The following is an 11,638-nucleotide window of genomic DNA, read 5'->3' as shown; positions in this document are numbered from 1 at the left end:
CGTCCGTCCGCCCTACTTCCCCTTGGCCGCGCTCCCGATCGGCAGCCCGGTCCCGGAGAACTTCACCCGGATTCCGTCCCGCTCCACCGAGATGTCCCGCAGCCGCACGTCACCGGGCGTCTTGGGCAGCCGGAAGGAGAGCGACAGCCGGTCCGCCAGCTGCGGCTTGGTCAGGCCGGACAGCGCGCCCAGGATCTTCGGGTCGATGCCGACCTTCTGGAGCAGCCACGGGTGATCGATCACCACGTCGACGAGGTTGACCTGCATCAGCTGCTCGATGAAGCGCGGCGCGCCGGTCAGTTCGTGCAGCTTCTTCTCGCTGCGCAGCGCTTCGTCGATGGTCTGCCGCGGAATCCCGAGGCGCTCCGCGATGGCGGGCACGCCCAGCATGGCCTTCACCTTGGCGGCCTGCCGGCTCACCTCGGCCGCGGCCTTGCGGGTCAGCCGCAGGCCCTCCTCCTTGCCGGTGCCCGGGCGGTAGACGGCCACGTCCGCGATGTCCAGCCGCATCTTGCTGATGTCCGTGCTGATCCCGCGGTCACCGGCCTGCCGGATGTGCGCCTCCGCCTGTACGCGCAGCTCGTGCCCGGCGATCGGCAGCTGCCCGACCGCGCGCACGGAGTTCGGGCCCAGTTCGCTGAACTTGACCTGTGACGCGCCCAGTTCCCGGTTCATGTCGTCGAACGACAGCAGCACGGTGCCCTGCATGCTGCCGACCGTGGCGCCCGTGAGGGAGCTGGGCAGGTCGCCGATGATCTGTATGTCCTTCGCGGTCGCCTCGACCTTGGCCAGCGACACCCGGTCGGCCGCGAGGTCCGGAATGGTGACGTCCACCTGGTCCAGCCGCTTGCCGACGACCTGCGTCAGGAACGGGAACCCCTTGATGTCCACTTCCGGAGCGGCGTTCAGATGCAGCGACTCCTTCATCTTCTCCGCGGCCGCGTGCTGCGCGTACAGCACGGCGAACCGGTCGGACAGCGCCAGGAACGCCATGCACACCAGGACCGCGACCAGCAGCTTCGCCGCCTTCGGCACCGCCGCGAAGCGGCTGATCCCGCGCTTGCGGCGCCTGTGGTTCGGCGGCGCCCACGCCTGTGGATCGTCGTCCTCGGAGCGCAGGCCCAGGCCCAGCGGGTCGTCGCTGCCGTCGCGCTCGTTGAGGTACGTACGCCGGTTCAGCCGAGCCGGGCCGCCCGCGGGCTCCGCGCCCGGGTCCGGCTCGGGGTCGGCCAGTGCGGCCAGATCCGCGTACGGGTTGATCTTCTCGAACTGCGCGGTGTCGCCCGTGTCGCGGCCGGGAGCGTCGCCGAGGCCCTGACGCTTCCCGCCGCCTTCGCCCGCACCGGACGTGCCGCCTGTGCCGTCCGTACCGGCTGTACTGCCCATATCGCCCGAGCTGCCCTGTTCGTCTGTGTCCGGTGTGGGGGGAAGGTTCGAGGAGGGTGAGGGTATGCGTGGGGGGATGCGCATCAGGACATCCCACCATGCGTACAACCCTCGAACGCAAGTCCTACTGGCGGTAAGTGAGATTTGCACGGGCTTGTCCCGCCCGCTTGGCCCGAACCGGCCGGTCGGGAATTACCGGAGCGCCCCGGCGTTGACCGAAATCAACAGCTTCGCCGCACCCCCTGGAGGGCCCCGCGATGATCGTAGTAACCGGCGCCACCGGCAACATCGGCCGCAGCCTGGTCGACCACCTGCTCGCGGAGGGCGCCGCCGTACGCGCGCTGACCCGCGACCCCGAGCGGGCCGGCCTGCCCGCCGAGGCCGAGACGGTACGGGCCGACCTGACCGACCCGGCCTCGCTCGGACCGGCCCTGCACGGCGCCGACGCGCTGTTCCTCAACCTGGCGGCGGGCGGCGGCGACGCGGCCCGCACCGTCGTGGACGCGGCGGTAAAGGCCGGGGTGCGCCGCATCGTCCTCAACTCCTCCATAGCCGTCAGCGAAGGCCCGCAGGACGCCGACAACTTCCTCGCCCGGATGCACGGCGCGGTGGAGGACGCGGTACGCGCCTCCGGCCTGGAGTGGACCTTCGTACGCGGCGGCGCGTACGCCGCCAACGCGCTCCAGTGGGCCGAGGAGATCCGGGAGGGGGGCGTGGTCCGCGACCCGCACCCCGGGGCCGCCACCTCGCCCGTACACGAGGACGACCTCGCCGCGGTGGCCGGCGCGGCCCTCCTGGACACCACGGGCGCGCACGCCGGTCAGGCGTATGTCGTCACCGGACCGGCGTCCCTCACCAGGGAGGACCAGGTCGCCACCATCGGCCGCGTCATCGGCCGCCCCACGCGGGTGGAGACGATCCCCGAGGAGCAGGCCGCCGAGGAGCGCGCGACGCCGGGGGTCCCGAAGGAGGTGCTGCTCCAGCTCTTCCGCCTCTTCGCCACCGCCGTCGGCACGACGGCCCCGGTCACGGACACGGTTGAGCGGGTCACCGGCCGCCCGGCCCGCACGTTCGAGCAGTGGGTCGAGGGCCACGCCGCCGACTTCCGCTGATCCGCCAGGCGGGGCGCTCCGCTTACGCCGCGACGTCGAACGCGTCGCGCCCCGCGACCAGCTCGAACCAGAGCGCCTTCCCGTCCAGCCCGAAGAGCCCCGACCCGATCGGGTGCCCGCCCCAGTTGGCCGCGCAGAGCCGGACGAGCAGCAGCCCACGCCCGGCCTCCGCGTCCGGACCGGCCCCCGCCCCGCCGAAGGAGGCCGGAATCGCCGGGTCGGTGTCCCACACACTGACCCGGACCCGGCCCTCCCGCACGCGCCGCATCCGCACCGAGGAGGGCCCGTCGGTGTGCAGATACGCGTTGGTGACCAGCTCACTGGTCAGCAGCTCGGCCACCTCGGCCACCTCGGCCAGCTCCTCCATGCCGTGGTGGTCAAGCGCGGCCCGCAGTATCACCCGCGCGATCCGGGGTGCCCCGGCGGAACGGGGGAGTTGGAGGGTGTAGGCCCAGTTCTGGGGCGGGGATACGGTGGCCATGGCAGTCTCCCGTCAGGGGATGCGAGGAGTGGCTTGGAACACACGGTAGGGCCTTAGGTGGCCTATATTCCATTGCTGCGGCGGAATGAAGGCCAAGTCCCCCTGTGTGGGTGACCCGGGTGGCAGGAAGGGATGCTGGTGCCATCAAGTGCTCCCCCAACGCTGCGACAGCGGCGACTCGGAGCTGAGCTGCGCAAACTGCGGGAGCGTGCCGGTCTGTCCACGACCGGGGCTGCCGGGCTGCTGGGGGTCAACCAATCCCGCATCAGCAACATCGAGTCGGGCAGGTACGCCGTCGGGCCCGAACGGGTGCGGGTCATGGCCCACAATTACGCATGCGTCGATGACCGGCTCATCGGTTCGTTGGCCGCCATGACGGGCGGACGCACGCGTGGCTGGTGGGAGGAGTACCGCGAATTGCTTCCCGCCAGTCTGCTGGACCTGGCCGAACTCGAACACCACGCAACGAGCCTGCGCGTCGCGTCCGTCGTCCACTTGCCCGGCCTCCTGCAGACCCCGGCTCATGCCAGGGCCATCTTCAGCGAGGTTGTCCCGAAGCTGGCGGCGTACGAGATCGAATACCGCGTTTCGCACCGGATCAAGAGGCAGTCCATCCTCTACGGCGACCGGCCGACACCGGTGACGGTGGTGCTGCACGAGGCAGCCCTGCGGATGGGCTTCGGAGGCCGGGACATAGCTCGGGAGCAGCTGAAGCACTTGAACGAGATGGGCGAAAGCGACCACGTGAGCGTCGTGGTCATCCCCTTCGGGGGCGGCGCTTTCCCCGGTTCCGGCCAGCCCATCGTGTACGTGTCCGCGTCGGTGCCGCAGCTCGACACCGTCCAACTCGACACGGACCACGGGCAGGAGTTCCTGGACGCGGAAGCCCAGTTGGGCAAGTACCGGTCGGTACTCGACCGGATGGAAGGGTGCGCCCTCACGCCGGACAAGTCCCGTGACCTGATCCATGGCGTCACCCGCGAACTGTGAAAGGGGACCGATGGGCCACGGCTCATGGCAGAAATCGTCGTTCAGCGGCGAGGGGGCGAACTGCGTTTACGTGGCGGTGGACGAGGGCGGTGAGGGTGTCAACCTGGTGGAAAGCGACACCCCCGACACCATCCTCGGGGCCGCCCCCCAAGCGCTGCGCGGCCTCATAGGCCACATCAAGGCCGGCAGGCTTGACCGGAGGGGCTAGTTCCGCTCAGTCGAGGCAGAACTCGTTGCCCTCGACGTCCTGCATGACGATGCACGACTCGTCGTACTCGTCGGCGAGCAGAACGCGCACGCGTGTCGCGCCGAGTGCGACCAGGCGTGTGCACTCGGCTTCGAGCTTGGCGAGGCGTTCCTCGCCCACGAGGCCGGTGCCGACGCGGACGTCGAGGTGTACCCGGTTCTTGACGACCTTGCTTTCGGGGACGCGCTGGAAGAACAGGCGCGGGCCCACGCCCGAGGGGTCGCCGCAGACGAACGACGCGCCCTGCCGCTCGGCCGGCAGCGTGCGGTCGTAATCGGCCCACGAGGCGAACCCCTCCGGGGGCGGCGGTACGACGTACCCCAGCACCTCGCACCAGAAGCGGGCGACGCGTTCGGGTTCCGCGCAGTCGAAGGTGATCTGGACCTGCTTGATCGAGGACATCGGCGCAACATAGCAGGGGGCCTGCCGCCCGGCCGCCCATTTTCCGGGCGGAGGAAGGGGCGTTGTCAGTGGTGGGTGTCAGACTGCGGCCATGACTGAAACCGCTGTGAAAGGCCCGGCCAGTTACTTCCCGTCGATCGAGAAGAAGTACGGGAAGCCGATAGCCGAGTGGAAGGACCTCATCCGCGCTTCGTCGCTTGCCAAGCACATGGAGCTGGTCGGCTGGCTCAAGACCGAGCACGGGATGGGGCACGGCCACGCCAACGCACTGGTCGCCCACACGCTCGCGGAGGACAAGGGCAAGTAGGCCGGGGAGGGCCGACGGCACCGCTCAGTACGTGCGGTTGGCGACGCGTACGCGCTGGGCGTGGGCGAGGGCCGTGCACAGGCCCTCGGCCGGTACGGGCAGGCCCGGCACGTCGAACAGGCGCTCGCGTGGGACGTCCGGGTCGGCGGCGTACAGCCGGGTGTAGGCGGCCGACTCCGGCTCGAAGCGCCAGCTCTCGGCCAGCGGCCCGGCGTCCACCGTGTCGAAGCCGAGCCGGTCGATCAGGGCCGCCGCCGTCCGCTTCGCGTCGCCGTCGTCGCCGGCGATGGGCAGCGCGGACCGGTCCGGTGCGGCGGAGGGGCGGGCGAGCTGGGGGATGTGGTGCGCCAGGATGTTGTTGAACGCCTTGACGAGGCGGGCCCCGGGCAAGTGCTGCCGCACCAGTTCGCTGGTGGTCAGCTCCTCGGTGTCGAGCGGGGTGATCCGGCCGTCGCGGCGCGGGTAGTAGTTGCTGGTGTCGAGGACGGTCCGGCCTCGTAGGGCGGATACGGGGAGGCTGGGTACGGCCGTCAGCGGGACGGCGGTCACGACGACATCGCCGGCCAGCGCGGCTTCCTCGGCGGTGCCCGCCGTGGCCGACGGGCCGAGTTCGCCGGTGAGCTGGGCAAGGGTCTCCGGGCCGCGGGAGTTGGCCAGGACGACCTGCATGCCGGCCGCCACCGCCAGCCGGGCGACCGCCGCGCCGATGTGCCCGCTTCCGATGATTCCCAGAGTCGTCATGGCCCTCAACCTCGCTGCTGTCGTGGCGGATCGTCGGCCCGGCCGGGTGCGCGGGTGCACCCCCCTGCCGCTCCCGGCCGGGCTGCGGCCACCCTAGCCTATGTTCACCCTAGGGTGAACATGCATGGGTGGTGGTCGGCCACCTTCAGAAGTCCACCCGCGCGCTGTCGTCGATACGGGCCACCGATTCCTGGCCGAAACGCTTCATGTAGGCGGCGCGGATCTGCTCGATCTTCGGGCCGTTGGGCCGGGCCTGGGACGTCGGGTAGAGCAGGATCAGCTCGTACGAGCGCTCCCGCTCGATCGTGCCGTGGGAGTCGCGGTACTGCCCGTAGCCGTCCTGCACCGTGAGCCCGGCGGGGAAGCGCGGCGTGACGTACGCGTCCACGAAGGCGTGGAACTCCTTGTCGGTGACCGGCGGCCCGCCGTTCGGCCGGGCGGTGCCGAACAGGAGGCTGGTCTCGATGTACGGGCGCCCCTCGACGGCCTTCTGGGGCGGGGCGGCGGTGCGCGTGGTGGCGGGCCGGGCGTCGTCGGTCAGTGCCGCGTACGCGGTGGGCGCACCGGCGCCCAGAAGCGCGGCGCTGAGCGTGATCGCGGCCAGGCGCGACCGGGAGCGGCGGGGTCCGCGAGAGGCGCGCGGGGAGTCGTCGGAGATCGGCGTCATCGGCTGTTCCTTCCGGGAAAGCGTGAGGTGGGCCGTTTCCTTGCGCTGCGACGCATTGAGAGGGTGGTGAGCGATGCAGGCGTGTCGAGTGTGGAGGAACAGGGAGCCATGGCGTCGGGGAATGGGCGGTTTCGGCGGTACCGCCTGACCGTCATCCGGGCAGTCAGGCAGAAGGAGGGGGAAGGCAAGTGACCTATATGCCATTCGGGGGCAGGGGAGTACGGCGCACGGCCATCGCGTCGGCGGCACTTCTGGTGAGTGTGACCGGCCTCGCCGGCTGCGGCACGGACCGTAAAGCGCAGGGCCAGGGAGAGGGCGGGTCCAGCGCGGCACCCGCATCGGACGACTCCTCGACCGACGAGGAGAATCCGCTCCCCCTGGCCGGTCAGCACTGGGACATATGGGAGTTGTCCATAGGAGACAGCGGGCTCAAGCGGGCGCCGCGGGGTGCAGCCTGGGTGAAGTTCGACGGGGCCGGCAAGGCGTCCGGGAGTTTCGGCTGCCACGAGTTCCGGGCGAAGGCCGATATCAAGGGCGACACGGTGACGGTACGGGACCGGGAGACCCTGCCGGGACCGGACGGCGGGAAGAGCTGCGACGCGCGGCATCTGGATTACGAGAAGGACGTCCAGCAGGTCCTCGACGGTGAGTTGAAGATCACCACCAACTACTCCTGGGTGAATCTGACCGACTCGCACGGGTCGAAACTCGTGCTGCACAAGAACCGGCCCGTATCCCTCGTCGGCAGCGAGTGGCGTATCAGCAAGCTCGACCACAGCGACGAAGAGTGGGCCATCGACGCCCACGCTCCGGATATCGGCAAGGTGTATTTCGTCCTCGACGAGGACGGTACCTTCCGCGGGAACTTCGGCTGCAACGATTACCGCGGGAAGGCCGATATCGGCCCAAAGACCATCACGTTCTCGCAGGCCGAACCGACCACGGACAAGCGGTGCTCAAAAGCGGTGATGAGTACGGAAGAAGAGGTACGCCAGCGGCTCGATCAGACAGTGGGCTACCAACTGGGCCCGGATTACCTGACCGCGAGCACGTATCCGTACCACAATCTGGCCACCGGGTTCGTCGCGGGCGCCAAGCAGAAGAACCAGAAGAACTGACGCCGCTACGGCCCGCGGCCCGGCGGATCCCCGCCGGACCGCGGCCCCACACCTACCGACAACCCCCGCCCGTTACTTGACCACCGTGATCCGGTCCGCCTTCGGCGGCGCCAGCGGCGCGGTGGCCGACGAGTGCGCGGTCAGGTACGCGGTGAAGGCGTCCAGGTCGGACGGGCCGACGTACTTGTCCTTGCCCTCTTTCAGGACGGCGAAGCCGTCACCGCCGCCGGCCAGGAACTCGTTCATGGCGACGCGGTAGGTCTTCGCGGGGTCCAGCGGCGCGCCGTCCAGGCGCACCGAGTCCTTGACGACGCGGTCGGCGCCCGACTTGGTGAGGTCCAGGGTGTACGCCAGGCCCTTCGACACCTGGAGAATCTTCGGGGACGCCTCGTTCGGGCCGCTGACCTGCTGCTGGAGCGCGGTGAGCAGCTGTGCGCCGGTGAGCGTCACGACGTTGGTCATGTTGGTGAAGGGCTGCACGGTGAAGGCTTCGCCGTAGGTGACCACGCCGTCGCCCTCGCTCCCGGACGCCTTGTGCGCCAGGTCGGAGCGGATACCGCCGGGGTTCATCAGAGCGAGCTGCGCCCCGCCCTTGTCCGCGGCCCCGGTGGCCTCCAGCTGCGCGTCGGCGATCAGGTCGCCGAGCGGCGTCTCGGGTGTCGCCTGTCCGCGGCCCGGTATGTCGGCGGAGATGTAGCCGACGGGCTTGTTGGCGACCGGCGCTGCGAGCTTGTTCCAGCGCTGGATCAGCGCGGTCATGTCGGCGGCCTTGGGCTGGGTGCGGTTGACGACGTGGTTGCGCGCGGTGGCCGACTTCACCGTCGTACGGACGATGTCCTTGGTGCGCCGGTCGTAGGTGAGCGTCGTGTCCGTGTAGAGCTTGCCGAAGGACGCGGCCGAGGTGACGGTGCGCGGCATGCCGGCCGGGTCCGGGACGGTGCACGCGTACGCCTGGTGGGTGTGGCCGGTGACCAGCGCGTCCACCTTCGGGGTGACCTTCTTGGCGATCTCGGCGATCGGCCCGGAGATGCCCGAGCCGGGGCCGGGGCTGTCGCAGTCGTAGTTGTACGCGGTGGAGGCGGGCATGCCGCCCTCGTGGATCAGCGCGACGATCGACTTCACGCCCTGCCGGTCCAGTTCCCTGGCGTACTTGTCGATGGTCTCGGCCTCGTCGTGGAACTTCAGGCCCTTGACGCCGTTGGCGCTGACCACGTCGGGCGTGCCCTCCAGCGTGACCCCGATGAAGCCGATCTTGACGCCCTTGTGCTTCCAGACGGTGTACGGCTTGAGGATCGGGCGGCCGGTCTTCTCGTCGGTGACGTTCGCGGCGAGGTAGGGGAAGTCGGCGCCCTTGAAGCGCTTGCCCTTCTCGTAGCAGCCGTCCTTGGGGTGGCAGCCGCCCTTCTGGAGGCGGGTCAGTTCGGCGCGGCCCTCGTCGAACTCGTGGTTGCCGACCGAGGTGACGTCCAGGCCGAGCTTGTTCATCGCCTCGATGGTCGGCTCGTCGTGGAAGAGCCCGGACAGCAGCGGGCTGGCGCCGACCATGTCACCGGCCGCCGCGGTGACGGAGTACGGGTGGCCCTTGCGCGCCGTACGCAGCGCGTTGGCGAGGTACTCGACGCCGCCCGCCTCGACCTTCTTGCGGCTGCCGTCGGGCTGGACCTCCTCGACGGTGCCGGAGGAGCCCTGCGGGGCCTCCAGGTTGCCGTGGAAGTCGTTGAAGGAGAGCAGCTGGACGTCGACGGTGCGGCCGGAGTGGCCGCCGTGGCGGGCGTGCGAGGCGGCCGCGGTGCCTTCGGCACCGGCCGGCGCTGCCGCCGCCGTGATGCCGGCGGCCACGGCGAGCGCCGCCGCCCCGGCCGTCAGGGCACGCGTCGCGCGCCGCCGCTGAGGTCTCGGTGACATGAGGTGGGTCCCCCTTGTGGGCTGGTGTCCGAGCGGACGTAGCGTACGGTCAACGCGCGTAGCGGAACAGGGGGTACCGGGTGACGGACCGGTGTGCATCGGGTGTACCGGCGTCCGGGCCGTACGCTTCGAGGCATGACTGACGCAGCACAGGACAAGGCCCGGACCGGCCGGCGGATCGAGGTGGCGGACGCACTGGCGCCGGACACGGCCGCCGCCGTCCTCGAACTGATCGAGCTGGCCGCGGCGACGGACGGACAGCCCGCGGTGTCCGAACAGGGGCGTCTCCAGCTGCGCGGCGGACGGCGCGAGGGCGTACGGCACCTGCTGCTGTACGTACCGGGCGGCCCGGACGACGAGGCCGGGGCGCTCGCCGGTTACGCACAGCTGGAGGACACCGACCCCGTGGAGGCGCCCGCCGCCGAACTGGTCGTGCACCCCTCCCACCGGGGGCACGGCCACGGCCGCGCGCTGGGCACCGGGCTGCTGGAGCAGTCCGGCCGCCGCCTGCGGGTGTGGGCGCACGGCGGGCACTCCGCGGCCCGCCATCTCGCCCAGACCCTCGGCATGACGCTCTTCCGCGAGCTTCGGCAGATGCGCCGGCCGCTGAACAACCTGGACCTGGCGGAGCCGGTGCTTCCGGAAGGCGTGACCGTACGCGCCTTCCAGCCCGGCACGGACGACGCGGCGTGGCTGGAGGCCAACGCGGCGGCCTTCGCCCACCACCCCGAGCAGGGCTCGCTGACCCAGCGGGACCTCGACGACCGCAAGAGCGAGCCCTGGTTCGACCCCAAGGGCTTCTTCCTCGCCGAGCGCGGCGGCCGGCTGATCGGCTTCCACTGGACCAAGGTCCACTCGGAGGAGGGGCTGGGCGAGGTGTACGTGGTCGGCGTCCGGCCGGACGCGCAGGGCGGCGGCCTCGGCAAGGCGCTCACCGCCATCGGCCTGCGGCATCTGGCGGCACAGGGCGTGCCGACGGCGATGCTGTACGTCGACGCGGACAACGGCCCCGCCGTCTCGGTCTACGAGCGGCTCGGGTTCACCACGCACGAGACGGACCTGATGTACCGCACGGAGACCTGAGGGGGCGCGCGACAGCGCGGCGGGCGCGGGCGCGGGCGCACGGCAGGTCGGGGGCGGCCGCCGCCCGGAACCCCCGTATGCAACCAGCCTCATAAACGCGCCGAGTTGAGCCGCTCAACGATCACAACCGATCGCCCGTCACTCCGCAGCGGACCATGGATGCCGTCGACCCGTCTCCCGGGGCGACGGCATCCGTCGTCCCGCTACCCTGCCGCCGGGTGCCCGCACTCGGTACGGCCGGGTGCTCCCGCATTCGGCGAGGGCGGCCGGGATGGCGGCAGGCGCCGAAACAGCGGCAGACGTAGGAGAGTTCCTTGCCCTTCCAAGCCGAGGAGCACGCGCGCATCGTGTCGGTGGAGCGTCTGCGGCCGGGCGACCACGCCTTCGCGAGCTACACGGACGAGGAATCGCGGTGGGCCACGATCGGCTCGTACGCCCATGCCGGCATCAGCCGCGGCGAGCGGGTGCTGCTCTTCGCGGACCCGGCCCTGCCGAACGCCACCGTGCTGGAGCACCTGGAGGCGTACGGGCCGCCGGTCGGCTTCTCCGTACGCCGCGGCCAGTTGAAGCTGCTCGCCATGGACCGGATGTGGCGGCCGCGGCCCCTCTCGGTGGAGCGGCAGATGGCCGGGCTGCGGCGGGAGGTCGAGGAGGCGCTGGACGACGGGTACGCGCGGGTCCGCAGCGCCATCGACATGGCGTGGGTGGCGGCCTTCGGCGCGGACATCGAACAGGTGCTGTGGCGGGAGAGAGAAGGCTGCCACTACCTGTTCGACGACGCGCGCTACACCGAGATCTGCACCTACGACGAGACCCGCTTCAGCGACGAGGTGCTGGACCGGGCGTCGGCCGGGCACCCCACGGCGCTGCTGGAGCGCCCCGGCAGCCTGCTGGCCGCCCCGCTCACGGAGGGCGGCGACGACACGTACGGGCTGCGGCTGATCGGTGAGGCCGACCTGTCCACCCGCGAACGGTTCGACGCCGCCCTGCGCCGCGTCGCCGCTTCCCCCGCGCCGCGCCTGGTCCTGGACCTCACCGAGCTGACCTTCCTCGACGTCTACTGCGCGCGGGCCGTACTGCGGCTGGCCGCCGCCGCGCACGGCAGGCACGTCGTCGTCCGGGGCGGCGGCATACACACCCACACGTTCCTGCTTCTGGGGGCGCTCGACATCCCGCAGCTGACGGTGGAAGGCGAGTGA

At 70.8% G+C, this 11,638-nt stretch carries 13 protein-coding genes; 7 read left to right on the top strand and 6 right to left on the bottom strand.

Annotated features, from left to right (window positions below; translation table 11 throughout):
• Positions 1–12: 12 nt before the first annotated feature.
• On the bottom strand, positions 13–1,386 hold the full coding sequence (locus CP984_RS16445) for an LmeA family phospholipid-binding protein (RefSeq protein ID WP_003981292.1): 1,374 nt from the start codon (positions 1,384–1,386) through the stop codon (positions 13–15).
• A 257-nt stretch (positions 1,387–1,643) separates the two neighbouring features.
• On the opposite strand from CP984_RS16445, the gene CP984_RS16440 reads away from it, so the two are divergent.
• Positions 1,644–2,498, top strand: coding sequence for an NAD(P)H-binding protein (locus CP984_RS16440; protein WP_003981291.1), 855 nt, complete (start codon positions 1,644–1,646; stop codon positions 2,496–2,498).
• 22 nt (positions 2,499–2,520) lie between these two features.
• Here CP984_RS16440 and CP984_RS16435 read toward each other — a convergent pair whose 3' ends face one another.
• Positions 2,521–2,979: an ATP-binding protein gene (locus CP984_RS16435; protein WP_003981290.1), complete on the bottom strand. Its 459-nt coding sequence runs from the start codon at positions 2,977–2,979 to the stop codon at positions 2,521–2,523.
• A gap of 132 nt (positions 2,980–3,111) precedes the next feature.
• Between CP984_RS16435 and CP984_RS16430 the strand changes: the two genes are divergently transcribed.
• The gene (locus tag CP984_RS16430) at positions 3,112–3,969 is read left to right on the top strand and encodes a helix-turn-helix domain-containing protein (protein WP_003981289.1); all 858 of its coding nucleotides are present in this window, start codon (positions 3,112–3,114) and stop codon (positions 3,967–3,969) included.
• A gap of 10 nt (positions 3,970–3,979) precedes the next feature.
• A complete protein-coding gene (locus CP984_RS16425) occupies positions 3,980–4,177 on the top strand; it encodes a DUF397 domain-containing protein (RefSeq protein ID WP_003981288.1) in 198 nt (65 codons plus the stop codon).
• 6 nt (positions 4,178–4,183) lie between these two features.
• Here the strand turns inward: CP984_RS16425 and CP984_RS16420 are convergent, their stop codons facing one another.
• Positions 4,184–4,618, bottom strand: coding sequence for a VOC family protein (locus CP984_RS16420; RefSeq protein ID WP_003981287.1), 435 nt, complete (start codon positions 4,616–4,618; stop codon positions 4,184–4,186).
• Between the two features lie 91 nt (positions 4,619–4,709).
• Here CP984_RS16420 and CP984_RS16415 point away from each other — a divergent pair, with 91 nt between their 5' ends.
• Positions 4,710–4,925, top strand: coding sequence for a DUF4287 domain-containing protein (locus tag CP984_RS16415; RefSeq protein ID WP_003981286.1), 216 nt, complete (start codon positions 4,710–4,712; stop codon positions 4,923–4,925).
• A gap of 24 nt (positions 4,926–4,949) precedes the next feature.
• Here the strand turns inward: CP984_RS16415 and CP984_RS16410 are convergent, their stop codons facing one another.
• Together CP984_RS16410 and CP984_RS16405 are read right to left on the bottom strand one after the other, a co-directional pair.
• Positions 4,950–5,666 carry an NADPH-dependent F420 reductase gene (locus tag CP984_RS16410; protein WP_003981285.1) on the bottom strand — a complete coding sequence of 239 codons (717 nt, stop codon included), beginning with the start codon at positions 5,664–5,666 and terminating at the stop codon, positions 4,950–4,952.
• 145 nt (positions 5,667–5,811) lie between these two features.
• On the bottom strand, positions 5,812–6,333 hold the full coding sequence (locus tag CP984_RS16405; protein WP_003981284.1) for a DUF3574 domain-containing protein: 522 nt from the start codon (positions 6,331–6,333) through the stop codon (positions 5,812–5,814).
• A 197-nt stretch (positions 6,334–6,530) separates the two neighbouring features.
• Between CP984_RS16405 and CP984_RS16400 the strand changes: the two genes are divergently transcribed.
• Positions 6,531–7,451, top strand: a complete 921-nt coding sequence (locus CP984_RS16400; RefSeq protein ID WP_078575068.1) for an META domain-containing protein — start codon at positions 6,531–6,533, stop codon at positions 7,449–7,451.
• A 72-nt stretch (positions 7,452–7,523) separates the two neighbouring features.
• On the opposite strand, the gene CP984_RS16395 is transcribed toward CP984_RS16400, so the two are convergent.
• On the bottom strand, positions 7,524–9,356 hold the full coding sequence (locus CP984_RS16395; RefSeq protein ID WP_063604370.1) for a bifunctional metallophosphatase/5'-nucleotidase: 1,833 nt from the start codon (positions 9,354–9,356) through the stop codon (positions 7,524–7,526).
• Between the two features lie 135 nt (positions 9,357–9,491).
• Between CP984_RS16395 and mshD the strand changes: the two genes are divergently transcribed.
• Together mshD and CP984_RS16385 are read left to right on the top strand one after the other, a co-directional pair.
• A complete protein-coding gene (mshD, locus tag CP984_RS16390) occupies positions 9,492–10,439 on the top strand; it encodes a mycothiol synthase (RefSeq protein WP_003981281.1) in 948 nt (315 codons plus the stop codon).
• 314 nt (positions 10,440–10,753) lie between these two features.
• Positions 10,754–11,638 (top strand): MEDS domain-containing protein, encoded by an 885-nt coding sequence (locus CP984_RS16385; protein ID WP_003981280.1) that lies wholly within the window; start codon positions 10,754–10,756, stop codon positions 11,636–11,638.

Source organism: Streptomyces rimosus, assembly GCF_008704655.1.
Lineage (GTDB): Bacteria > Actinomycetota > Actinomycetes > Streptomycetales > Streptomycetaceae > Streptomyces > Streptomyces rimosus.
Note: the sequence above shows the minus strand (reverse complement) of the source record. Positions and strands in the feature narration are given on the sequence as shown.

Coding starts and splice junctions, on each gene's coding strand:
- CP984_RS16400 (WP_078575068.1), top strand. CDS start 6,531: ATGCCATTCGGGGGCAGGGGAGTACGGCGCACGGCCATCGCGTCGGCG.
- CP984_RS16430 (WP_003981289.1), top strand. CDS start 3,112: ATGCTGGTGCCATCAAGTGCTCCCCCAACGCTGCGACAGCGGCGACTC.
- mshD (WP_003981281.1), top strand. CDS start 9,492: ATGACTGACGCAGCACAGGACAAGGCCCGGACCGGCCGGCGGATCGAG.
- CP984_RS16395 (WP_063604370.1), bottom strand. CDS start 9,356: ATGTCACCGAGACCTCAGCGGCGGCGCGCGACGCGTGCCCTGACGGCC.
- CP984_RS16420 (WP_003981287.1), bottom strand. CDS start 4,618: ATGTCCTCGATCAAGCAGGTCCAGATCACCTTCGACTGCGCGGAACCC.
- CP984_RS16445 (WP_003981292.1), bottom strand. CDS start 1,386: ATGGGCAGTACAGCCGGTACGGACGGCACAGGCGGCACGTCCGGTGCG.
- CP984_RS16435 (WP_003981290.1), bottom strand. CDS start 2,979: ATGGCCACCGTATCCCCGCCCCAGAACTGGGCCTACACCCTCCAACTC.
- CP984_RS16415 (WP_003981286.1), top strand. CDS start 4,710: ATGACTGAAACCGCTGTGAAAGGCCCGGCCAGTTACTTCCCGTCGATC.
- CP984_RS16405 (WP_003981284.1), bottom strand. CDS start 6,333: ATGACGCCGATCTCCGACGACTCCCCGCGCGCCTCTCGCGGACCCCGC.
- CP984_RS16410 (WP_003981285.1), bottom strand. CDS start 5,666: ATGACGACTCTGGGAATCATCGGAAGCGGGCACATCGGCGCGGCGGTC.
- CP984_RS16440 (WP_003981291.1), top strand. CDS start 1,644: ATGATCGTAGTAACCGGCGCCACCGGCAACATCGGCCGCAGCCTGGTC.
- CP984_RS16425 (WP_003981288.1), top strand. CDS start 3,980: ATGGGCCACGGCTCATGGCAGAAATCGTCGTTCAGCGGCGAGGGGGCG.